The organism is Bacillus sp. PS237, from assembly GCF_037963345.1.
Classification (GTDB): domain Bacteria; phylum Bacillota; class Bacilli; order Bacillales; family Bacillaceae; genus Bacillus; species Bacillus subtilis.
Genome location: NZ_CP150156.1, coordinates 2,012,478 through 2,037,941 on the forward strand (window position 1 = coordinate 2,012,478; position 25,464 = coordinate 2,037,941).

Below are 25,464 nucleotides of genomic sequence, written 5' to 3' on the forward strand. Positions count from 1 at the left end.
CACACCTTTTCAAAAGTTAAAGATCTTTCACGAGATCTTCGATGCTAGATAATGCAGACAACGTTAATTCTTTATTGCTGAAATCGCTCAATGTTTTTTCGCGTGCTTTTTTCTGCGAACAATGCTCAATCGTCTCGATAAGATGCCTGTGAAAACGATCCATAAAGCACTCAATTGAGTGTTTGCTGAACACTTGGGTGTATACCGCTTTTACGTGAAGCCGTCCGTCCGTAATGAGAGCATTGATGTCCAGCTCATACTCTCGTTCTCTCTCACCCGCTATTTCGTAACGGGGCTGGTAATATGATAATTGAAACGTTTCAACTTCCTTCTCTTCGCTAAATTGACCGAGATAATTAAAGCTGACCTCAGGCTCTTTATGCCGCAGTTCTCCTATGTGTGTTAACAATCCGTATCCAGTTCCTTTGTTCGGTACTCTTCTCAGCATATCTTTTGTCGTCTTAATTCGGTATGCGAGCTGATCCTCGAAAGGCTCGGGAATACCCATGTCTAGCAGAATAGGATAAATGGAGGTAAACCATCCAACTGTCCTTGAAATATCAATGTTTGGCACATGCCCTTCTCTACCGTGTCCCTCAGTGCTGATCACGATTTGGTCATGCCCAGTCCATTCAGAAAGCGCCATTCCTAAAGCCGTAAGCAAAAGTTCGTTGGCATCAGTACCATAGGCTTGCTGGGTTTCAAACAGCAATTTTTCAGTCCAGTCCCCGGATAGTACAAACGCTGCTGCGTCGCTGTTCATTTGGAGTTTGTCTGGCACATTTTCTATGTCCTTAGGAAGAAAAGCAGTGTGAGCGTCTAAAATCGTTTGCCAATACGTTTTCTCTGAAAGCAATTGTTTACTTTCAGCTATTTGGGTAAGACCATCGGCGTAGGATAAATAAGAATCCGTTTTTGGCGGTAATTGGATTTCTTTCTTTTCTAAAGCCTGTTGATATGCTGCAGCTAAATCCTCAAGCAGAATTCTCCAAGAAACGCCATCTATCACAAGATGATGAAGTGCAATCAGCAAATGATCCCCTTCTGCCGTTTTAAACAAACCTGCTTGCAGTAAGGGCCCTTTTTCTACATTCATTTTGCTTTGAATGACGGTTTCCTCAGCGGCAAGTTTTTCATCAAGATGAGCCCTTTCCAGCGATGCTTTTGTCCAATCTGAAATATAAAGGCCAAACAGTTCATGATCCTTGTGATTGATTCCGCGATTAAACTGAATGACATGGCCGTTTTGGTCACGTTGGAAAATCATGCGAATGGCATCATGATGCTCGGTTATTTTACGCAGCGCTAGATGAAGCGCGTTAGCATTGAATCCTTTTTCACTGAAAAGCATGACGGACTGGTTGTAATGATAGTGAAAAGCATGTACCTGTCCGAAAAATCTTCGCTGAATCGGGGTGAGTTCAGCTTCACCTTCCGCAGGTCCCTGGTCCGCTTGAGATGCCAATGGTGTGATATGTCCGCATAGTTCCTGAATCGTTGAATAACGGAATAAGTCGCGTATTGTCATGCTCCAGCCTTCAGCTGCCAGACGTGCTGCCACTTGTAATGCTTTAATTGAGTCTCCGCCAAGCTCAAAAAAGGAATCGTGAATGCCGACTCGTGACATGCTCAGTACATCTTCCCATATATACGCCATCGTTTTTTGTAAGTCGTTAACTGGTGCGGTATATGGACGCGATAACACATTATTTGGAGCCGGCAAGGCATTTCTGTCCAGCTTTCCGTTTAGGGTCAGCGGCATGTTTACTAAAGGAATCAGATATGCAGGAATCATATACGCTGGCAGTTCCTTTGTTAAAGCAGCACGGAGAGCATTCGTATTGACGTCTGAAGGCACAATATATGCTGCCAAACCAGCCTGTCCATTTTTATCATGCTGAACGGCAACAGCAGCTTCTCTGACAAGCCCCGTTTGAAGCAGAACACTTTCAATTTCTTCTGTTTCAATTCTGTATCCATTTATCTTTACTTGATAATCCATTCGGCCAAGAAGCCGGATCGTTCCGTTTGGAAGCCAGCATGCTCGATCACCGGTTCTGTACAGCCTTTCTCCAGAGACAAATGGATTTTCTGTAAATTTCATTTGCGTTAAGTCAGGTTTATGATGATAGCCTTTCGCAACACCTGCCCCGCCGATGCACAGCTCGCCGGCAACACCGATCGGCTGAATTTGATCAGTCTGGCTGAGTACGTACATGTGTACATTCGGCAGCGGGCTGCCGATTGGTACGTTATCTCCCGTACACTCTCCACCCATACTGGTTTCATAGAAACTCGAATCAATGGTTGCCTCTGTGACACCATAGCTATTAATGATGCGCATGCTTTGGCCAAAGCGATCTGTCAATGTTTTGAAATCTTGAGCTTTCACCATGTCGGAACCAAGAATCAGTATGTCTAAGTCAGGAAGCTTGAACTGGTTACGGTATACATACTCCATCACCGGGATAATGAGAGCCGGTGTCGACTCCATCACCGTGATTCTCTGAGATTTAATGATTTTATATATTTCAGCAGGTTCCAGCCGTGTTTCATCTGGGCAAACGATTAGAGTCCCGCCGTTGGTCAATGTTCTCGCCAAATCTCCTGAGAAGACATCGAATGAAAAGCTCGCGATTTGAAGCAGTCTGACAGGCTTCCGATCCAGTTCATAAATTTGACGCCAAGCAAGAGCAGCATGAGTAAAGTTCTGATAGGTGACAATAACACCTTTAGGCGCACCCGTCGTTCCTGACGTATAAATGATATATACCGGCTCTTCAGGAGCAGGAGATAAGTTAAGGTTGCAGTTACTTTCTTCAAAAGAGCCCTCATCGTCAAGGAAGATGTGAGACATCTCAGATTCAGGCGAGTTCGAAATCAAATGCTTCAACTCTCTCTGTAAAAGAAGAATATCTGCCCCGCTATCACGAAGAATGTATTCAATACGAGCTTTTGGATAATGTGCATCGATTGGGATATACACTCCGCCAGCTTTCATCACTGCCAGAACTCCAACAATTGCATCGATGGACCGCTTGGCTAAAACAGCCACAGTTGGCTTCGGTCCTTTTCTGTTTTGCAATGTTCGTGCCAGACGATTGGCTCTTTCATTTAGAAGGCGATAGCTAATCTCTGTTTCGTTATCAATAACAGCTATATGTTCTGGATTTTCTTCAGCTTTCGCTTCAAATATGCGATGAAAAGGAATATCTTTTTGAGCAAATTCAACTTGAGTTTTGTTAAATTCAAAGACTATTTTTTGTTTTTCTTTATCACTAAGTATGTTTATTTGTGCAAGGCTTGTTTCAGGAGTTGAAAGTGCCTCATGCAGAAATTCGATAAAATGATCAGCCCAGCGTTCAATCGTAGCTTTCAGGAATACTTCTGTACTAAATTCCATTTCGCAGCAAATAGATCCACTTATTTCCGTAGCTATTAATGTGATATCAAATAAGGAAATGTGATGTGCGAAATTGGCAGGCCGGACTTTTATTTCTCTCAGATCTATGTCTTGTTTTTCCACATTTTGAAGGATAAACATCGCATCAAACACTGGGTTCCGGCTCATATCTCGTGTCAATTCAAGCTTATCGACAAGCTCTTCGAACGGGTAATCCTGGTGCTCAAAGGCTTCCAATGCTGTCTCACGCACTTCCTGCAAATACTGTACGAATGGCTTCCCGCCCTCCGGGCGCGTCCGAAGCGCCAGCGTGTTCACAAACATGCCGAGTATCGGCTCAAGATCCTTGTGCGGCCGGCCGGCAATTGGCGAGCCGACGATGATATCTTCCTGTCCGCTTAAGCGTGACAAGAACGCGGTGTAAGCCGCAAGAAGCACCATGTACAGTGTGCTTCCGTTTTCACGTGCCAGCTTGTGAAGGCCTGATGCAACCTCTTGATCCAGCGTAAATGAGACCTTGTCACCCGCGAAGCTTCGCACCGGCGGGCGGGCATGATCAGCCGGAAGATCCAGCACAGGCAGCTCGCCCTCGAGCTGCTTCAGCCAGTACGCCTCTTGCGTTTTGTACGCGTCTCCTGTTTTGAATCCTTCTCGCCATACGGCATAATCTTTATATTGAATGCGCAGTGCCGGAAGATTCCGATTATTGTACAGCTCGCCGAATTCCCGAATCAGAATGTTGACGGAAACACCGTCTGAAATGATGTGATGCATATCAACCAGCAACAGGTGCCGCTCATCTGATATCTTTACGATTTGGGCACGGAACAGCGGCGCTTGGCTGAGATCAAACGGTTTGATAAATGCGGCTGCGGCCTCCTGTTCGGTTCGTTCGCCGAGAACTGTAGTCTGTAACGTAAACGGCACCTCGTCATGGATGCGCTGCACCGGATCGCCTCCTGCGTCCTGTTCGAAGGAGGTCCGAAGCGACTCGTGGCGCTTGATCAGCTCTTTGAAAGCTCTCTCCATCCTTTCAGGGTTGAGCTTCCCTTCGAGCTCTAACACAGCCGGCATATTGTAGCCTGTCCCTCCGTCCTCCAGCTGCTGAAGGACATAAATCCGCTTTTGGGCAGAGGAAACCGGATAGGTTTCCTGTTTTTCAGCGGGCTTAATCGCTTCATATGGACTGTCCGTTCCTTCACGGATAACGGTAGCCAGTCCTTCTACTGTCGGATGGGCAAACACATCTTTTAGCGGCACCTGTACATCGAATTCTTTGGCGATCCGTGAGACAAGCGCCGTTGCTTTTAAGGAATGTCCCCCGCGGTCAAAAAAGTTGTCGTGAATCCCGACAGGGCCATTTTTCAGCACGTCCTCCCACAGCTGAGAAAGCTTCATCTCAGTCACGTTTCTCGGCGCCGTGTAGGTCTCCGCATCTGCCGCTCCGCCAGGAGCTGGCAGGGCGTTTCGGTCGAGCTTTCCGCTTGGCGTAACCGGCCACTGTTCCATCTCTATCATATAGGCTGGGACCATGTAGCCCGGCAACAGTCTCTCAAGCTGTGCACGCACTTCGTTTCTTTGGAGCCCTTCTACATAAGCGCATAATTCCGGCTCCCCGCTGTCTGTCCGTACGGTAACAGCCGCCTCTCTTACGCCTTCTATGCTTCTTAGTGCCGCTTCAATTTCTCCCGGCTCAATCCGGTAGCCGCGGATTTTTACCTGATCATCCGTGCGCCCGAGGAATTCAACATTCCCGTCAGGGAGCCAGCGCGCCACATCCCCGGTTTTGTACATGCGTTCCCCCGGGTAAAACGGGTCTTCAAGAAAACGCTCCTCCGTTAATGCCGGCCGATTCAAATAACCTCTGGCAACACCCGCTCCGGCAATGTACAGTTCGCCGGCGACACCGGAAGGCTGTACGGCTAAATGCGGATCTAAAACATACAAACGCGCACCAGGTACGGGCTTCCCAATCGGAATCCGCAAACGATCCCTGTCCCGTTCTGGATCCAATACGTAAAATGCCGCGTCTACCGTTGCTTCTGTCGGCCCGTAACCATGGATTAATGATACCTGCGGCAATACAGAAGCAAAACGGGCTGCCGTACGCGGCGCAAGCGGTTCACCTCCGGCGAATACACGCTTTAGGCTTGTCCTGTCACTCAGCCTTTCGATTTCCGCTTGATCGAGAAAGCTGTTCAGCATAGCCGGAATAAAATGAGCCGTTGTCACGTTTTCCTGATGAATGGCTTGTACGATCAATGCGGAGTCTTTCTCCCAGCCGGGCGGAAGCAGATACGCCGAAGCACCGGAAAGCGACCACCAAAACAGCTGCCACACAGACGCATCAAAGGAAAAAGAGGTTTTCACCATGACAATGTCATCTTCCGAAAGCGGAAACTGGTGCTGCATGCCGGTCAGAAAGGAAACAGCCTGACGGTGCTCAACGGCCACTCCTTTCGGCTGCCCGGTAGAGCCCGATGTATAGATGACATAGGCGAGAGATCCGCCGTCAGCAGGAGTAAACTCATGGTTTTCTGCTTTTTCGCTCGCAAGAGATGTCATGTCCACTTCAAGCGTTTCGCCAGAAAAGTTTGGTGCGGAGCATCCCGGCTGTGTCAGCAAGAGCGATGCCCCGCTGTCTTTCAGCATGTAGCTCAGCCGCTCCTTTGGATACGCAGGATCAAGCGGCAAATACGCCCCGCCGGCCTTCAATACAGCAAGGACAGCGATCAGCATGTCAGGTGAGCGTTCAGACAGGACACCGACGATACTTTCGTTTGTGACGCCGCGTGCCGCAAGGTGCGCAGCCAGCCGGCTGGCGTACATATCAAGCTCAGCGTATGTCAGCGAACCGCCTGAAAAGCGAATGGCCAGCCGCTCCGGTGTGAAAGCTGCCTGTCGCTCAAACAGCCCATGCAGGGTGAAAGCTTTAGGCGAAACAGCTTCCGTCTTGTTAAACTCATACAACAATTTTTGCTTTTCTCTTGTATTCGTCATATCTAATTCTCTTATAAAGCTGTGCGGATGTTTAAGGGCGTTTTCCAGTATGGTAAGCAGATGAGATTGTATTCGTTTAATATCCTCAAGAGAAAACAAGGTATTTTGATAGTCGAAATTTAATTGAATGGTTCCATTGTCTATCCGTTCTTGTATTTGAACTGAAAGTTCGTTCGCGGTGTATCCGCTGAAATAAAGCGCTGTTTCATAGTCAAAATCATCTGCATTGTGCCACTGAAGTGGCTGATACTGCATAGATATACCGATAAGGTTGTGTAAATCCTTCTGTTCATTTCTTAATTCATTTACAAGCAAATTATAAGGAAACCGTTGATGACGCATAACAGAAAGCTGTTCCCTGCCTATTGTGCGGACAAAGGAAAGAAAATCTGTGTCAGGATCAACCGTTATTCTGATTGGAAGGGAACTAACGAACATGCCGAGCATTTCTTTTTCAGCCTTTGAACCTCTGTTGCCATAGTAGGTGCCAATGGCAAGATCTTTTTTAGAAGTGATTCGGCTGATGCATATGTAAAATGAAGCCATAAATAAGGAAATGATATTGATCTTGTGTTCTTCGCAGAAGATTCGAATCGTTTGCTCTAGATCAGGTGAAAGAATGATGGTGTCTCTGGATGCAGATGTGCTCTGTTTTTGTAAGGACGTCTGGTCGGCTAACGAGTGGTATTCCAACGGGTGCTCAAAGGTTTGCGTCCAAAATAAACGGTCCTTTGCAAACCGTGGAGATTGTAGATATTGACTCTCTTTTTCGATGTAGCTCAAGTAAGAAGGTTCCGGCTGATCAGGTAAAGGATCTTTCTTTTTCATTTTTTGATAAAGATCTATAATTTGATTTCCCATCACATTTAAAGAGATTCCATCCATTATGATATGATGGAATTTCGCAAATAGCCAAACTTCATGAGAGTCAATTCTAAGGAGGTAAAATTGAAAAAGAGGCGAGTTGAACAGTTTAAATGGAATGCTCGCTTGATCCTGAATCCATTGCTCTATTTCTATCATTTCAACATTTGAAAAATCAATTATTCTAAGTGGATAATATTTATATTCAGTAAGGTGCAATCGAGGCTCAAGCTCTTCTCCTTCTAACAGCTGAAATCTAATGGCGTCGTTGCGGGAGATGGAATGATTCAGTGCTCCCTCCAGAGTATCAAGCTCAATATTGCCTTTAAATTTCACACAAGCTGTAAGATTGCAAATGCTGGTATCTGGCTCCAGCAGTTCGGTAAACCACACTCTCCTTTGGGCATGGGTTAAAGAATAAGTATGTTCGCTCAACGGATTCCCTCCAGTTCTCATAATAAGAGGATAAGAAAATGTAGAAAAAAGCAGAAAAATGACAATAAAAGAAATTATATGACTATATAATCCATATATGCACTATATTAACGGATATTTTTTAAAGTACAATAAAAAACATTAAATTTTTATAACATTTTTTTTGAATATAGTATTATTTCTTTATTTTTCGTTTCTTTTTTTATCAAATTTCCGGATATAAAGTGATAAAAGTATTGTTTTACATAAGGTCTTATACACTACTTTTTAATCGGACTAATTTTCTTTTGTGCATCATTCTTCTAATTGTTGGAAGGTTCGACAAAGCGTTATTACAGACATAAAAAAACCTGTTTTCTCTTGGAAAACAGGTCTCCCGCTATTATTGATTTGCCAAAATGACAGCGATTTGATCCTCAATATCTTTTCCATCCTCTTCATCAATCAATCCATTTAGAAGAATAGAGAAAACAAGTTTTTTTCCGCTCTTTGTTTCTGCGTACCCCGATAGAGAGCTTACCGTACTGAGCGATCCGGTTTTTGCTCTTACTTTTCCTTGTGCAGGAGTGCCTTTCATGCGGTTTCTCAGCGTTCCGCCCACCATTCTGTCAGGATTCCCCGCAACAGGTAAAGAATTTAGATAAGCCGAGAACCAACTCTGATCCTGAATGTCATATAACAGCTGTGAAAGTTGATCTGAGGATACAGCATCAATATGTGAGATTCCTGATCCGTCCCTTAAGACGAGTGATTTAGAATCAACACCAAATTCCGGAAGCGTACTGTTTAACACTTCGAGCCCCTTTTCCCAGCTCCCTTCTCCTTTTTTCACTTTCCCCATCTCTTTTACGAGCACTTCGGCATGTCCGTTATTACTTAATTTCATGAACGGCACAAAAAGTTTCGATAAAGGCATTGAGCGATGAGAGAGCAGCACATCTGAAGAACTAGGTGCTTCACCCGTCTTGATGTCCCCTTTCACAGTAATACCTTGTTTTTTTAGTGACTGCTTAAATAAATCTAAGGCATATCCGGCAGGCTCCCAGACAGAAATCCATTCCTTTGTCTTGTTTGCGTCAACCGGTACGCTCCCTTCAATTGTAATCGTGTTTGTTCCATGCTCTCTTTCGATTGTGAGGTCTTTCTCTGAACCGGCAGCAGTCGTTTTAGCATCGTTCTTTATCGTTATATAATCGGTTTTCGGAGAGACAGACACGGCAGGCTCTTCCCCTTCTTTTTGATTTGGGGTGACCTCAACAATCACAGTGCCTGCATCATAGTCTTCGTTTGGAGACGCTGTTAGAGCGGAGATTGGCGCGCCATAATATGTGTATTCATCGCTCCAAGGCATATCAGGTGATAATCGCATGTCATCATGCCACGTATCATCACCGATCAGATTGCCTTTAATTACTTTTACGCCGGAATGTTTCAATATCTCAGCCATTTTGTCAAAATCAGATGGTAAAAGTGTCGGATCGCCTTTCCCTTTCAAATAAAGGTTACCATTCAGCTTTTTCCCTTTCAGTGTTCCATCCGTCCGGACCTCGGTTGTAAAAGAATAGTTCTCGCCAAGGACAGAAAGTGCCGCGGCCGCTGTCAAAAGCTTTAGAGAAGAGGCAGGCCTCATTCGGGTGTCTCCTGAATGTTCATATAGAACAGCACCTGTTTCCGCAGAGCGAACGGTGATGCCGGCCATTGCGCCTTCGAGGGCAGGATGATCAGCTAAAATCTTATCGATCTGCCCGGAAAGTGCATCTTGTTTTTCAGCGGCAAGCGCAGCCTGATGCATATAAGGCACCGAAGCAACGACGAAAAGCAGTAAAACAGCAACATAAAGCTTTATGCTTTTTTTCATTAATTTCCCCGCCTCTCTGCGCTTCATCATTGGCTATTGATGATTCAGTTCAATGGTGATACTGCTTTTAGCTGTCGTTTCTTCTCCCGGCTCCAGCACTTGTAAACCAGTGAGTGACGAAGGTAAATCAAGATTCACTGCGTTTGTCACCCATGTGTAAGGTTCAGGGCATAAATACCCTTGTTTTCCGTCCGCATTGTATACAACCCAATGTTTAAACTGTTCATCTGCCTTATAAATAATGCTGATATGTGCATGCTGATGATAAATGACTGCCTGGTTTTCTCCGCCCCTCTTCTGATAAGAAGATAAAAAGACATCATCCAGGTGCTTGTGGCGCAAATCCATTCCTTCATGCAAAGCTTCTTTATACGGGACATCCATCAGCTTCCCGGTCGGCAGCAGGCGTTCATCCAACTCCCATTGCTGATCTGCTGTCAGGGAGAATAACGAGCTTTCTGCCGGAAACACAAATGTAGTATGATACCCAATTCCCCAAGGAAACGCTTCCTTTCCTTTGTTCATGACCGTCGCATGTTTAAATAGGGTATTCTCCTTGATCGTGTATGTCATCCGAACGACGGCATGGTGAGGAAATTGCTTATACACATGGGGGAGCTCAGAAAGATCAATTTCTGTTTCAACAATCACTTCTTCATCAGTTTTCTTCGCGGTCACTACGTTCCACTTTTCATGGTAAAGAAACCCATGAAGATGGTTGTGTTTATCCTTCTCGTTGATATCAAAATGATACGTTCTGCCCCGGAAACTGAATGTACCGTCACTTATGCGGTTAGGCGGGAACAGGATTGGAATGCCATACAATGTTGGTGTGTCGTGAAAACTTTCTGCTGTTTCCGGTTCACGCAAAAGCTGGACTTTTGTTGTTTTGTCCACGAGAGAAATGACGTTGCTCCCCCACTCAGGGACAACAATCATTTCTAGATGTTCGTTGCCCGCTTTGATGGCCGGCGTTCCCAAATACGTGATTTTCTCAATAAAGTTTGCCATGTTTACTCAACCTCTCCTTGATTCATTGCTAGTATAAGAATTCAATGTACTGTACCATATTTCCTCCATTTTATATTTTCCCCTATCAAATAAAAAAACACCGTTCAAACTTATGAACGGTGTGATTCGGAGGCTATTGGATGAGACGGGTGATTTGTTTCTTTTTCCAGACGAATTGATAATACCCATAAATCAACAGCAAGCTGACGGCAAACGCAGCTGGATAACCAACCCAGACGCCGAGTATTTCAAGCTTTGTATAGTGAGAAAGGACGAAAGCGACAGGCACCTCTACTCCCCAGATTGCAAAAATACTGATGACGGTCGGCCATAAAACCGTTCCGCTTGCCCGCATCGTTGCAGAAATAATTTGGGCATTTCCAAACAGCAAATAGCTCCACAATGTAATCATCAAAAGACGGTGCGCAATGTAAAGCGTCTCTTGCTCGGTTAAAAATAACGATAAAATCTGATGTGAAAAAACATAGATCAGAATGATCAGTACGCCGCCAATAATATAATTCAGCCAAATCCCCACGCGAATGACCTGCTTTAAACGGTCAAACTCGTTCGCTCCGATCGATTGCGCAGCGAAAATAGAAACCGCAATACCAAGGCTGACGGCCGGCATCTGTACATAGCTGGCCACCTGGTTGACCACTCCGTATGCAGCTGTTGCATTAGAGCCGTAATGATTGACGAATGAAATAACCGCTATCTCTGATAATGAGACAAGAATCATATTGATGCTTGCTGGGACCCCAAGACGCAGCAGAAGAACCAGCAGTTCCTTATCCATTTTCAAATAACGACGCACTGTTTTATCAAATTGCAGCGGGTGTTTTCGCTTTCGTAAATACACCATTAACACGAGAAAAGTCGCAATCGTGGAAATGACAGTTGCATATGCCGAGCCGTATATGCCCAGTTTCGGAAAACCAAACATGCCAAGGATTAAAACAGGCAAAAGCGCGATGTTGATGACCGTGCTCACAATCAGCGTATAAAACGGTGTCTTGGAATCTCCTGTTCCGCGCAAAAAGGTAGTATATGCAAAATATAAAAACATAAATGGCATAGCATAAAATAAAATACGTGCATAGTTAGCGCTGACATGAATGACATTTTCAGGTGTTCCCATTAAACGAAGGATATCCAGGGTGAAAATACTGCCGATAACGGCTAACACAACGCCTAATAAAAATGTAAACGTGAGCGTCGTCCCGACAACAGCCTTTAGCCGTTCCTCATTTTTCGCTCCGTAAGCTTGTCCGATCAGAATCGAACTTCCTGAACCGATCCCAATTGTAAATGAGATTAAAAGAAAAAATAACGGGAAAAAGGATGATACAGCTGCCACTGCATCAACACCGAGCCATCTGCCTACAGCCATCATCCCGACTAGCTGGCCGACTGATTGCAGCACATTGCTCAGCAGAAGCGGCACTAAAAAGAGTGACATCGACCGCCAAACTGATGGTTTGCTTTTCTTTTGAGTTACAAGAGGTTCTTGTGATGTTTCCATATTAAAGGACTCCTTTATTTGAAATCGTTTTTAAACATGCCCTCTTTTTGACAAAAACAGGATATGTAACATGTTATTATTCATCACTGCACATATGAAACCCTTCCCGATTCTTCTAATTTTACACATCTTTTTAGCTTATGAAGAATAAACTAGCAAGTAATGGCGTATTTTTTGTGAGTAAAAGAATAAAAAAATAATTTATGCAAAAGTATTGTAATCTATCCGTAATTATTGTAACATTTGTAACATAAGAGAAAGAGATTTTGAAGGAGAGAGCGATAATGAAAAAATGTCTTCTATTTCTAACAACCATTGCACTTATTCTGTCATTAAGCACAAATGCATTTGCGAAAAATACATCAGGCGATTTATCACAAAAACAAGCATTACAGTTGGCATTATCCGCTAGAGAACATTTTTGGAACACCATGAGCGGCCACAATCCGAAGGTGAAAAAAGCAGTTTGCCCATCAGGCACATTCGAGTATCAAAATCTTCAATATGTATACATGTGCAGCGATCTAGGCACTAAAGCAAAAGCGGTGAATTATTTAACTCCTATTTTTACAAAAACAGCAATCGAAAAAGGCTTTAAAGATTATCATTTCACTGTTTCAAAAGGAAAACTTGCTGTTCCAATCGGTGACGGAGACAATCTTTTGAATTGGAAAAAATCAACTGCTAAACTGATCTCTAAAAAAGGCAGCACAATCACATACGAATTTACCGTCCCTACATTAGACGGATCCCCTTCTGCAAAACGGAAAGTGACATTCGTGAAAGAAAATAAAAAATGGAAAGTCAATCAATTTGACGCAGTTATATAAGAAAAATGCCCGGTATAAGCGGGCGTTTTTTATTTGGTTTGCATAAAGAAAGACAACAGGCGAAAAGTGCCTGTTGTCTTTTTGTGAATATAACGCTCTAGGAGAGATTCGAACTCCCGACCTGCAGTTTAGGAAACTGCTGCACTATCCGCTGTGCTACTAGAGCTTTTGGTATTTATATAGTAGCTCTGATGATCAATATTTTCAAGCGATTTGTATTAAAGCCCTCCAAAAACCTTATATGCGGCTCTTGTTGTATCTTCATCAATACCGATATACCGCATTGTAATTGATGGTGATGAATGATTCAGTATTCTCTGCAGCTCGGCGATGTCTTTCGTTCGCTGATAAAAATGATAGCCAAACGTTTTCCGGAGTGTATGCGTCCCTATCTCCTCAAGTCCGCACGCCGCAGCGGCCTCTCTTAAAATTCTGTAGGCCTGAATGCGGGAAATCGGCTTCCTGGTGCGCACTGATTTAAAAAGATATTCGTTTTCCTTCATGTCTTTCGTATACTCGTATATTTCCTGTTTCAGCGATTCTAAAATAAGAATCTTTCTTTTCTTTTTCGTTTTGCTTTCAGTCGCCCATAAATGATCTTTATTTTGAACGTCCTTCACTTGCAGCGGCAGAATATCAGAAATGCGGAGCGCGCTGTTGATGCCGAAAATAAACAGAAAATAATCCCGCTTGTTTTTGTTAAGCAAATACTGTTTGACTTCTTGGATTTTCTCTAGACTGCGAATCGGCTGTACAATATGCATCAAAAAACTCCTTAAAAACCGTCATGTAACGTTTTGAGGTCTATGTTACTATTATAGCTGAAAAACGTTGAATGTCAAAGTGCAGCGGCGTTAATGTAACATAATATACATAGTGTTACATAAGCTTTTAAAAAAGCTTCTTAAAACCTTCACCCTATAAAATAAGCTTTAAAGCCTCTTATAAAGCTTTTAATCTCTTGGATACTTATCCCCCTACTAATCCTCAAAAATCCTCTTAAAACGAAATCTGACGCTCCCAATTTTCTGGAGCTTCCGCAAAAAAACATAAAAAAAAGACACAACTTCAAATTGTGTCCTAATCCTCATCCTTTACATCAATATCTTCCGGGATCGGTTCATTTAATATTTCCTGCACAAGTGCTTTGTAATTCTCCAGCTGTTCGAGATGCGTTTTGAACTGCTCTTTATAAATCAAAAATTGCTCTCCGTCATGAACGGCTCTGATTTTCCCTTCGAGCACCAGGCTTTTAATATAATCCTCTGAAAGATTTGTATATTCTGCTGTTTCTTCAATCGTTAAATACATATAGCAGTCCCTTCTTAATCCGTATGCTGATTCTAATATAGCACATGGCTCATATCAATATAATCAATTTTGCACAGAAAAACGGCATTATGCACTATATAATATACCATTTGTCACTTGTGAAAACGCTGTAATTTTTTTACGCTAAGATTGTAACAATACAGCTTCATATAGGAGGGAGAACATGAAAAGAACGTGGAACGTCTGTTTAACAGCTCTGCTTAGTGTTCTGTTAGTCGCTGGAAGTGTCCCTTTTCACGCGGAAGCTAAAAAACCGCCCAAAAGCTACGATGAGTACAAACAAGTAGATGTTGGAAAAGACGGCATGGTTGCGACCGCACATCCTCTTGCTTCTGAAATCGGTGCTGATGTGCTGAAAAAAGGAGGAAATGCTATTGACGCAGCGGTTGCCATTCAATTTGCACTCAATGTAACAGAGCCGATGATGTCAGGTATTGGCGGCGGCGGTTTTATGATGGTGTATGACGGAAAAACGAAGGATACAACGATAATCGACAGCCGTGAGCGTGCTCCAGCAGGCGCAACTCCTGATATGTTTCTGGACGAAAACGGCAAAGCAATTCCTTTCTCTGAACGTGTAACAAAAGGTACTGCCGTTGGTGTTCCAGGCACTCTGAAAGGGCTGGAAGAAGCCTTGGATAAATGGGGAACCCGTTCGATGAAGCAATTAATTACCCCTTCTATTAAACTCGCTGAAAAAGGCTTTCCGATTGATTCGGTGTTGGCAGAGGCCATTTCTGATTATCAGGAAAAGCTTTCACGGACTGCCGCAAAAGATGTATTTTTACCAAATGGCGAACCGCTTAAAGAAGGAGATACCCTTATTCAAAAGGATTTGGCTAAAACATTTAAGCTTATTCGCTCCAAAGGCACTGACGCTTTTTATAAAGGAAAATTCGCCAAGACGCTTTCTGACACTGTCCAGGATTTCGGCGGATCAATGACAGAAAAAGATTTAGAAAATTACGACATTACAATTGATGAACCGATTTGGGGAGATTATCAAGGCTATCAAATCGCTACTACTCCTCCTCCAAGCTCCGGCGGTATTTTCTTATTGCAAATGCTGAAAATCCTTGATCATTTTAACCTTTCACAATACGATGTCCGCTCATGGGAAAAATATCAGCTGCTTGCTGAAACGATGCATTTGTCATATGCCGACCGTGCGTCTTACGCAGGTGATCCCGAATTTGTAAATGTTCCTCTCAAAGGCCTGCTTCACCCCGATTATATTAAAGAACGCCAGCAATTAATCAACCTAGATCAAGTGAATAAAAAACCGAAAGCCGGTGACCCTTGGAAATACCAAGAAGGATCAGCAAACTATAAACAAGTTGAACAGCCGAAAGACAAAGTAGAAGGCCAAACAACCCACTTTACAGTTGCTGACCGTTGGGGAAATGTTGTTTCTTATACAACAACAATCGAACAGCTATTCGGAACGGGTATTATGGTCCCTGATTACGGTGTTATTTTAAACAATGAATTAACGGATTTTGATGCGATACCAGGCGGAGCTAACGAAGTACAGCCAAACAAACGGCCTTTAAGCAGCATGACCCCGACGATTTTATTTAAGGATGACAAGCCTGTCCTCACGGTTGGATCTCCTGGCGGGGCCACAATTATTTCATCCGTTTTGCAAACCATTCTCTACCACATTGAATATGGTATGGAATTAAAAGCAGCTGTTGAAGAGCCGAGAATTTACACAAACAGCATGAGCTCTTACCGTTACGAAGACGGAGTTCCTAAAGATGTCCTCAGCAAGCTAAACGGCATGGGCCACAAATTCGGCACAAGTCCGGTGGATATCGGAAACGTGCAAAGTATATCGATCGACCATGAAAACGGCACCTTTAAAGGTGTAGCTGATTCAAGCAGAAACGGCGCGGCGATCGGCATTAATTTAAAACGTAAATAAATAAAAAACTGTACTCGCTTCAAATGAGTACAGTTTTTTCATGCAGATCTTTAAAATAAAAACTGACAAACGTCTTTATTCTGCTAATGCACGTCTATCTTCATCTTTTCATTTCGTTTATCTCATCAAGAAATGTCTGAAACGCACTCGTAATAAAAAAGTCTTTCCTGTATATAAAGACGATCTCTAAGTCTTGATATGATGGTGGCAGCTGATGAATCCATACATTTGTACGATGCTCGGAGCCGTCAACAGCGGACTTTGGGAGCAGCGCCGTACCCATCCCGGCGGAAACACCTTTTATAATAGCCTCCAATGTGCCAAACTCTATGATTTTTTGATTGTGTATGCCTGCTTCCTCTAGTAATCTTTTGACCCTGTCACGATGAGAACAGCCAGCCCCAAAAAAGAGCATCGGCTGCTGAAGCATGTCTTCTGCCGTCCCTTCTCGTGATGAAATCAAAACTAATTCATCATGGGAGACATGGAGTTGTCTAACTGCAGCGTGTTCAACCGGCCCATATACAAAAGCGCCATCAACTTTATGATCAAGAACCTGTTGAATCAAATGATGCGTATCAGCTGTGTTCACTGATAAATCCACTTCAGGAAAACGCCTGAGGAAGGATGCTGCATGCTCAGGCAGATGCGTTACCGCCATTGTTTCCAGTGATCCGATCCGCAAAGGCCCTTTTGGTTGCCTGCTCATTCGGGTCGATTTTTCAGCTTGGTCTAACAGCGATAATACTTGATCTGCATATTGTAAAAGATTTTCTCCTGCAGCAGTCAGCTTCATTCCCCGATTCGTTCGATGAAAAAGCCTGATATTCAAATCTTCCTCAAGGTTATGCACTCTGGCTGTCACATTCGACTGAACATAATTCAGCATTTGGGCTGCTTTCGTTATGCTTCCTTCGCGAGCAACAGCCTGAAAAATCTTTAAATCTCCGCTTTCCACGCGCTCTCACCTGCTTGCTATGATGAAAAGTGATATTGGCTATCATATTTGTTCATTTTACTCGAAGAAAACCGCTATGTAAAATATGTAAAGATATGAAAATACAATTAATGAGGAGGCAGACAGCATGAAAGCTGTAATTCACAACGGAAAAGCCGGTCTTCTGGGGTTATCAGTTCAGGACGTTCCATCAACAAAGCCTGGATACGGAGAGGTAAAGGTTAAATTAAAATCTGCAGGCCTGAATCATCGTGACTTGTTTCTTATGAAAAACAAATCTGAACAAGATCCTCACATGATACTGGGTTCTGACGGCGCGGGTATCATCGAAGAGATTGGTGAAGGCGTGAAAAATGTTACTGTTCAGACAGAAGTAGTCATTTTCCCGACATTGAACTGGGATTTGACAGAAAATGTTCCACCTGTACCTGAGATTCTGGGAGGTCCTTCGGACGGAACACTTGCTGAATATGTGATCATTCCTTCACAAAATGCAATCAAAAAACCTGCTTATTTATCTTGGGAAGAAGCGGGCGTTTTACCTTTATCCGCTTTAACTGCATATCGGGCTCTGTTTACAAAGGGGCAATTAAAAAAAGGCGAGCATCTATTGATACCCGGCATCGGCAGCGGTGTAGCAACCTACGCTTTATTTATGGCTAAGGCGATTGGGGCAACAGTAAGCGTGACCTCCCGCAGTGAGGAGAAAAGAAAAAAGGCGCTGAAATTAGGTGCTGATTACGCATTTGACAGCTACAGCAATTGGGATGAGCAGTTGCAGGGAAAAAAGATAGATGTTGTTCTTGACAGCATAGGACCTGCCCTCTTTTCGGAATACTTCCGCCATGTAAAACCAAATGGCCGTATTGTCAGCTTTGGGGCAAGCTCAGGGGATAATCTCAGTTTTCCGGTGCGTTCTTTATTCTTTCCTCAGGTCAATGTTTTGGGAACCTCGATGGGAAGCGGTGAGGAATTTCAAGCTATGCTCGCTTTCATTGACAAACATAAGCTGCGGCCTGTAATTGACCGGATATATCCTTTAGAAAAAGCATGTGAAGCATATAAAAGAATGCAGGAAGGCAGACAGTTTGGAAACATCGGGATCGTAATGGAATAAAAAAAGAAACCGGCTGGCAGCCAGACCGGTTTCTCTTATATGATAATCCCCTTTATTTACGGAAGAACTGAACTCCCCATCAAATATCGATCCACTTCACGCGCCACTTCACGGCCTTCATTAATCGCCCATACGATTAAGCTTTGCCCTCTTCTTGCATCCCCTGCGGCGAATACACCATCGATATTTGTTTGATAATCCCCATATGCTGCACTGATTTTGTTATTTACTGAATTAACACCGAACTGTTTCAACAGCGGCTGTTCTGTGCCTTCAAAGCCGATAGCGATAAAGACAAGCTGAGCAGGCCATACTTTTTCCGTTCCAGGCAGCTCGCGGAACTCGTATTTTCCATGCTCATTTTTCACTTTTTCCATTTGGATGGTATGAAGCTCTTTCAGCTTTCCGTTTTTATCCGCGACCATTTTTGTCGTTTGAATGGAGTATTCTCTCGGATCTCTTCCGAATTTTGCTTCTGCTTCCTCGTATGCATATTCAAGCGTAAAGACGTGTGGCTGTTCAGGCCACATATTGTCATTCGTGCGGGCTGGCGGAAGTTTCGGGTGTTTGCCGAATTGGTGCACGCTTTTGGCTTTTTGACGCAGAGCGGTAGCCACACAGTCAGCTCCTGTATCTCCGCCTCCGATTACGATGACATCTTTCCCTTTGGCATCAATGAATTGCTTGTCTTTAAAATTAGAATCTAAATAGCTTTTTGTTGCAAGTGTGAGGTAGTCCATTGCGTAATGGACTCCTTTTGAGTCGCGTCCTTCGATTAAGAGGTCCCGCTGTTTTTGAGCGCCTGTGCATAAGATCACAGCATCAAATTGCTCCTTTAGCTCATCAGCTGTAATGTCAACACCGATTTCTGTGTTCGTGACAAAATCAATTCCCTCTTGCGTCAGCAATTTAATTCGGCGTTCTACAATGCCCTTCTCAAGCTTCATGTTTGGAATGCCGTATGTTAAAAGGCCGCCCGCTCTGTCTGCTCGTTCAAAAACAGTGACGGAATGTCCCGCTTGATTCAGCTGGTCAGCACTCGCCAGTCCGGCTGGGCCTGACCCGACGATGGCCACTTTTTTGCCTGTTCGTTTTTTTGGAATTCTAGGTTGAATCCAGCCGTTCTCAAATCCTTTATCGATAATGGTCCGCTCGATGTTTTTAATTGATACGGCCGGATCTGAAATCGCTAAAGTGCATGATCCTTCACAAGGAGCGGGGCATACCCGCCCTGTGAATTCAGGAAAGTTGTTTGTTTTCAACAGACGTTCCAATGCTTCCTTCCATCTGCCCCGGTAGACAAGATCATTCCATTCAGGAATTAAGTTGTAAATCGGACAGCCGGATGTAAATCCGTTAATGTCCGCACCGATCTGGCAAAACGGTGTACCGCAATCCATACACCGCGCCCCTTGCCGTTTCGATGCTTCTTCTGAAAAAGGAGCAGAATATTCTTTCCAATCCTTTAAGCGAGTGAGAGGGTCCCGCTCCGCAGGTTTTTCTCGTTTGATCTCCATAAATCCAGTTGGTTTCCCCATGTTCCTCTCCCCTTCCTTACTGTACTACCGCTTGTTTTTGTCCCGATGCTGCTGTATTCTGCTTTGGCTTCGTGTTGGCCTCAAAAGCGAACATGATGGCTTCTTCATCTGATAAACCTGCAGCTTTTTGCTCTTCGATGCTTGCGAGCATTTGTTTATAGTTTTTCGGAATGACTTTGACGAATTTTTTCACACTGTCTTCCCATTGATCTAGCAGATCTTCTGCTTTTTGGCTGTTTGTATACGCAGTATGTCTTTCAAGCATTGCTTTGATTTGCTGGATTTCTTTCTCATCCTCTAATGATTCAAATAAAATCATCTCAAGGTTGCATTTGCGTTTAAACGCTTTGACATCTTCGGTCAGTACATAAGCGATTCCGCCGGACATACCTGCCGCAAAGTTTTTGCCTACATCACCGAGAACGACAACGCTGCCGCCAGTCATGTATTCACAGCCGTGGTCGCCGATGCCTTCTACAACTACGTTCACACCGCTGTTTCGAACGGCAAAGCGTTCACCAGCACGCCCGTTAATATATGCTTCTCCGCTTGTCGCACCGTAAAAAGCCACGTTGCCGATAATGACATTGTCATCCGAAGCAGAGTTGAATCCTTCTGATGACTTGACGATGATTTTTCCGCCAGAAAGCCCTTTTCCGACGTAATCATTTGAGTCTCCGTCCAAATAAAGCGTCATCCCTTTAGGAACGAAAGCTCCAAAGCTTTGGCCGGCTGATCCGGTAAAGTGCAGCTTGATTGTATCTTCAGGAAGACCTTCTTCTCCGTAACGCTTTGAGATTTCACTGCCGGTTATCGTTCCGGCTACACGATTTGTATTATTGATTTCAATCGAAATATCAGCTTCTTTTCCAGATTCGATGGCTTCTTGTACGGCCGGGAGAATTGTTGTAATATCAAGTGATTGATCAATTTTATGATTTTGCGGCGATTGGAACGTCCGCACCCCTTCAGGCTGATAAAGAAGGGTAGACAAATCAAGCTGGCTTGCTTTCCAGTGCTCCTTTGCCCGTTCACTTACATGAAGTACATCAGTGCGGCCGATCATTTCATCAAATGTCTTGAAGCCTAACGCAGCCATGTACTCACGAACTTCTTCGGCAATGAACAGCATATAGTTCACAATATGGTCAGGATCTCCCATGAACTTTTTGCGAAGCTCTGGATTTTGTGTCGCTACACCGACAGGGCATGTATCCAAATGGCAGGCACGCATCATGACACAGCCGAGTACAACTAACGGAGCCGTTGCGAAACCAAATTCTTCGGCGCCGAGCAAGGCAGCCATCACAACGTCGCGGCCCGTCATGAGCTTTCCATCTGTTTCTAATACAACACGGTCACGAAGTCCGTTCAGCATTAGTGTTTGATGTGCTTCTGCAAGGCCAAGCTCCCACGGAAGCCCTGTATGTTTAATACTGGTTTTCGGAGAAGCGCCTGTACCTCCGTCATAGCCGCTGATCACAATGACATCTGCAGTCGCTTTGGCAACACCTGCAGCGATTGTTCCTACACCTGCTTTTGACACCAGCTTTACGCTGATTCTTGCGTCACGGTTGGCATTTTTCAAATCGTGGATCAGCTGGGCTAAATCCTCAATCGAATAAATGTCATGGTGTGGCGGAGGTGAGATTAATCCGACACCTGGCGTTGACCCACGGACATCGGCAACCCATGGATATACCTTGTTGCCAGGAAGCTGCCCGCCTTCACCCGGCTTAGCACCTTGAGCCATTTTAATCTGCAGCTCATCAGCATTGACGAGGTAATGGCTTTTGACACCAAACCGTCCGGATGCAATTTGTTTGATCGCACTTCTTCTATCATCGCCGTTCTCATCTGGAACAAAGCGTTTGGGATCTTCTCCGCCTTCACCGCTGTTGCTTTTTCCTCCAAGACGGTTCATTGCGATTGCTAAAGCTTCGTGCGCTTCCTTACTCAAGGACCCGAATGACATCGCACCCGTTTTAAAACGTTTGACAATCGATTCAGCGGATTCAACCTCCTCCAACTTCAAAGGCTTGCGGTTTCCGTCAAATGCGAACAAGTTCCGCAAAAATCCGATGCGTTCTTCATCAGCCGCTTTTGTATACTGTTTAAACAGATTGTAATCATTTCTGCGGCACGCCCATTGCAAAGTATGAATCGTTTTCGGATTAAACGCATGATGCTCTCCGCCATTTCTCCATTGGAAGTCACTTCCCGGTTCAAGCGTTTTGCTGTAATCATCCTGATACGCTTCCCGGTGGCGGCGCTGTGCCTCTTCTGCAATTGTTTGTAAATCGATGCCGCCTAGCTGTGATGCAGTACCTGAGAAATAGCGGTCGATCACATCGCGGCTGATTCCTACCGCCTCAAAGATTTGTGCGCCTCTGTAGCTTTGCACAGTTGAAATTCCCATCTTGGACATCACTTTTACGACGCCCTCAGTAATGCTTTTTCCATATTTGCTAACCGCTTCTTCATAGCTGATATCCAAACGGCCTTCATCAATTTCCTGCTTGTAGGTCGCATAAGCGAGATAAGGGTTAATCGCATCTGCGCCATAACCGATTAACGCTGCAAAGTGATGCACTTCACGTGCTTCTCCCGATTCCACAATAATGCTGACCTTCGTACGCAGCCCTTTGCGGATTAAGTGCTGGTGCAGTGCGCTTACTGCCAGAAGCGGCGGAATTGGTGTCAGTCGTTCGTTCATCTTTTTGTCTGATAAAATTAACAAACTTACGCCTTGGCTGATGGCTTTCTCTGCCTGTGTGAACATGTCCTTTAAACCGCGTTCAAGATCCTCTGAAAACAGCACATCAATTTTTTGGCTTTTTAAATCAGGATGAACAATCGTTTTCAATGCGTAAAACTGTTCATTGGATAAAACAGGTGTATACAGTTTAATCCGGCGAACATTTCGTTCACTTGGATGAAGAAGATCGCCTTCCGCACCGAGCCAAGTCATCGTTGAAGTGACAAGCTGCTCACGAATCGCGTCGATTGGCGGGTTCGTTACTTGTGCAAACAGCTGTTTAAAGTAGTTAAACAGCGATTGCGCTCGGTCAGAAAGTACAGCAAGCGGAGCGTCATTCCCCATTGAACCAAGGGGATCTTTGCCTTCTTTAATAACAGGAATTAGATACTTTTGGATATCCTCATATGTGTATCCGAATGCCTTCTGGCGAGTAAGAAGATCACTAAATTGTTCTTCTTCTCTTGACTCCGGATCAGGATTTACTTGTACAAGCTCTTCTTCAAGCCATTTTTGGTACGGATACTCAGTTGCAATTTGTGTTTTGACTTCCTCATCGGAGATAATACGGCCTTCTTCCAGGTCGATTAAAAGCATTTTCCCAGGCTCAAGGCGGTTTTTATATAAAACGTTCTCCTGTTCAACTTCAATAACGCCTACTTCAGATGAGAAAATAATATAATCATCTTTTGTGACATAATAACGGGCCGGACGGAGACCGTTCCGGTCAAGGATCGCCCCGATTTGTTTACCGTCAGTAAATGAAATAGCTGTCGGTCCGTCCCAAGGCTCCATCAGGGAGCTATGGTACTCGTAGAACGCCCTTTTTTCCTTGGACATATGCGTATTTTCCGTCCAAGGCTCTGGAATGAGCATCATTGCCGTATGTGCCGGTTTGCGTCCAGCCATCACAAAAAACTCAAATGCGTTATCCAAAATGGAAGAGTCACTGCCATCAGCATTGAGAATCGGCAAAATCTTGTTTAAGTCCTCACCGAAGCTTTCAGAAACAAATTGCTGCTCACGTGCTCTCATCCAGTTGATATTTCCGCGAAGGGTGTTAATTTCACCGTTGTGAACCAAATAGCGGTTAGGATGCGCTCTTTCCCATGTAGGGAATGTATTGGTACTGAAGCGTGAATGAACAAGCGCAAAAGCAGAAACGAATGCTTCGTCTTGCAGATCAGAATAAAATGCATCAACCTGTTCAGGTGTTAAAAGGCCTTTGTAAACAATGGTCTGGCTTGAAAGACTGGCAAAATAAAAATCAAGACCTTCCGTTACTCCCCAATTTTCAGCCTGTTTACGAATGACATACAATTTTCGTTCAAAAGATAAATTGTCCTTTAGATCAGAACTTGCGCCGATAAATACCTGACGGACAAACGGACAGCTTTTTTGCGCCACTGTTCCGATTTTTCCGACATTTACAGGTACAGTTCTCCATCCAAGAACGACTTGGCCTTCTTGTTCAATTAGTGCATTGATTTGCTTTTCAATTTTTTTTCTTTCATCTTCCTTCTGTGAGAAAAAGACCATTCCTACCCCGTAACGTTCTTTTTCTGGCAGATTGATGTTTTTGCACTCTTTTCTAAAGAAAGCATCAGGGATTTGAACCAGTAAGCCGGCTCCGTCTCCTGTATCCGGATCACTGCCTTGCCCTCCTCTATGGTCTAGCTGGCAAAGCATCTTAAGTCCTTGTTTGACAATGTCGTGAGTCTGCTTGCCCTTTAAGTGTGCATATAGGCCGATTCCGCATGCATCATGTTCAAATTCAGGACGGTAGAGACCTTGAGCTTTTGGCATTTGATTGTACGTCATAATTCCTCTCCCCCGATCAATTTCCGATAATACCGGTCATAAAATCTAACAACTCTATAATCATTGTAGGTTTTCAAAACGATATAAACAATATATAATTTAGATCAAAAGAATCTCAAAATGAGATAGATGGATGTGAGACAAACATGGAGCTGCGCCAACTGCGTTATTTTATGGAGGTGGCTGAAAGAGAACACGTTTCAGAAGCCGCTGATCATTTGCATGTGGCCCAATCAGCAATCAGCAGACAAATTGCCAATCTTGAAGAAGAATTAAATGTGACCTTATTTGAGCGTGAAGGGAGAAATATCAAACTCACGCCAATCGGAAAAGAATTTTTAATTCATGTGAAAACGGCGATGAAAGCCATTGATTATGCGAAAGAGCAAATTGATGAGTATCTTGACCCGCATCGCGGAACGGTAAAGATCGGCTTTCCTACAAGCCTCGCCAGCCAGCTTTTGCCGACTGTCATTTCAGCGTTTAAAGAAGAATATCCGCACGTCGAATTTTTGCTGCGCCAAGGCTCCTATAAGTTTCTGATTGAAGCTGTCAGAAACCGCGATATTGATCTGGCCTTATTAGGGCCGGTGCCGACGAATTTCTCTGACATAACGGGAAAAATATTATTTACTGAAAAAATTTACGCGCTTGTTCCATTAAATCATCCGCTTGCTAAACAAAAAACGGTTCATTTAATCGATTTGCGCAACGACCAATTTGTATTGTTCCCGGAAGGATTTGTACTTAGAGAGATGGCAATCGATACTTGCAAACAAGCAGGCTTTGCTCCTCTCGTTTCCACGGAGGGTGAGGATTTGGATGCGATCAAAGGGTTAGTGTCCGCAGGAATGGGCGTTACCCTTCTGCCTGAAAGTACTTTTGCTGAAACAACACCTCGTTTTACTGTGAAAATTCCAATTGAGTTCCCTCAAGTAAAACGGACTGTCGGAATCATTAAACCGAAAAATAGAGAGCTTGCGCCTTCCGCGAATGATTTTTATGAGTTTGTCATTCAATTTTTCTCTAAGCTGGAGCAGTATCAATAAAAAAAATGAACCCGAGCTTCTATATAGAAGCTTCGGGT

13 protein-coding genes and 1 tRNA gene are annotated in these 25,464 nt (G+C 44.0%); 4 read left to right on the forward strand and 10 right to left on the reverse strand.

What is annotated here, in order from left to right:
* Positions 1-16: 16 nt before the first annotated feature.
* The 4 genes from ppsA to NST22_RS10125 all read right to left on the reverse strand — a co-directional run bounded on the left by ppsA (position 17) and on the right by NST22_RS10125 (position 12,096).
* A complete protein-coding gene (ppsA, locus tag NST22_RS10110; protein ID WP_010886523.1) occupies positions 17-7,702 on the reverse strand; it encodes a plipastatin non-ribosomal peptide synthetase PpsA in 7,686 nt (2,561 codons plus the stop codon).
* A gap of 382 nt (positions 7,703-8,084) precedes the next feature.
* Complete coding sequence (dacB, locus tag NST22_RS10115) at positions 8,085-9,560, reverse strand: D-alanyl-D-alanine carboxypeptidase/D-alanyl-D-alanine-endopeptidase (RefSeq protein ID WP_004399303.1); 1,476 nt, start codon at positions 9,558-9,560, stop codon at positions 8,085-8,087.
* 33 nt (positions 9,561-9,593) lie between these two features.
* A complete protein-coding gene (gene galM, locus NST22_RS10120; RefSeq protein WP_003231479.1) occupies positions 9,594-10,571 on the reverse strand; it encodes an aldose 1-epimerase in 978 nt (325 codons plus the stop codon).
* 133 nt (positions 10,572-10,704) lie between these two features.
* Complete coding sequence (locus tag NST22_RS10125) at positions 10,705-12,096, reverse strand: MATE family efflux transporter (RefSeq protein ID WP_004399508.1); 1,392 nt, start codon at positions 12,094-12,096, stop codon at positions 10,705-10,707.
* Positions 12,097-12,380: 284 nt separating this feature from the next.
* On the opposite strand from NST22_RS10125, the gene iseA reads away from it, so the two are divergent.
* Positions 12,381-12,926, forward strand: a complete 546-nt coding sequence (gene iseA / locus NST22_RS10130; RefSeq protein WP_004399558.1) for a DL-endopeptidase inhibitor IseA — start codon at positions 12,381-12,383, stop codon at positions 12,924-12,926.
* A gap of 93 nt (positions 12,927-13,019) precedes the next feature.
* On the opposite strand, the gene NST22_RS10135 is transcribed toward iseA, so the two are convergent.
* From NST22_RS10135 to NST22_RS10145, 3 genes are all read right to left on the reverse strand, one after another.
* Positions 13,020-13,092 (reverse strand) — tRNA-Arg (locus tag NST22_RS10135).
* Positions 13,093-13,144: 52 nt separating this feature from the next.
* Entirely contained in the window at positions 13,145-13,690 is a 546-nt protein-coding gene (locus tag NST22_RS10140) for a site-specific integrase (RefSeq protein ID WP_003231473.1), read from the reverse strand.
* 316 nt (positions 13,691-14,006) lie between these two features.
* A complete protein-coding gene (locus tag NST22_RS10145) occupies positions 14,007-14,237 on the reverse strand; it encodes an excisionase family DNA-binding protein (protein WP_003231472.1) in 231 nt (76 codons plus the stop codon).
* Between the two features lie 184 nt (positions 14,238-14,421).
* Here NST22_RS10145 and ggt point away from each other — a divergent pair, with 184 nt between their 5' ends.
* A complete protein-coding gene (ggt, locus tag NST22_RS10150; protein WP_003231470.1) occupies positions 14,422-16,185 on the forward strand; it encodes a gamma-glutamyltransferase in 1,764 nt (587 codons plus the stop codon).
* A 100-nt stretch (positions 16,186-16,285) separates the two neighbouring features.
* Here ggt and yofA read toward each other — a convergent pair whose 3' ends face one another.
* Positions 16,286-17,143, reverse strand: coding sequence for a LysR family transcriptional regulator YofA (gene yofA, locus NST22_RS10155; protein ID WP_003231468.1), 858 nt, complete (start codon positions 17,141-17,143; stop codon positions 16,286-16,288).
* A gap of 127 nt (positions 17,144-17,270) precedes the next feature.
* Here yofA and NST22_RS10160 point away from each other — a divergent pair, with 127 nt between their 5' ends.
* Positions 17,271-18,260, forward strand: coding sequence for a zinc-binding dehydrogenase (locus tag NST22_RS10160; RefSeq protein WP_004399251.1), 990 nt, complete (start codon positions 17,271-17,273; stop codon positions 18,258-18,260).
* A 56-nt stretch (positions 18,261-18,316) separates the two neighbouring features.
* Here NST22_RS10160 and gltD read toward each other — a convergent pair whose 3' ends face one another.
* Positions 18,317-19,798: a glutamate synthase small subunit gene (gltD, locus tag NST22_RS10165; protein WP_003231462.1), complete on the reverse strand. Its 1,482-nt coding sequence runs from the start codon at positions 19,796-19,798 to the stop codon at positions 18,317-18,319.
* 16 nt (positions 19,799-19,814) lie between these two features.
* Positions 19,815-24,377, reverse strand: coding sequence for a glutamate synthase large subunit (gene gltB, locus NST22_RS10170; protein WP_003231460.1), 4,563 nt, complete (start codon positions 24,375-24,377; stop codon positions 19,815-19,817).
* A 146-nt stretch (positions 24,378-24,523) separates the two neighbouring features.
* Between gltB and gltC the strand changes: the two genes are divergently transcribed.
* Complete coding sequence (gltC, locus tag NST22_RS10175) at positions 24,524-25,426, forward strand: glutamate biosynthesis transcriptional regulator GltC (protein ID WP_004399246.1); 903 nt, start codon at positions 24,524-24,526, stop codon at positions 25,424-25,426.
* The last annotated feature ends 38 nt before the right edge of the window (positions 25,427-25,464 follow it).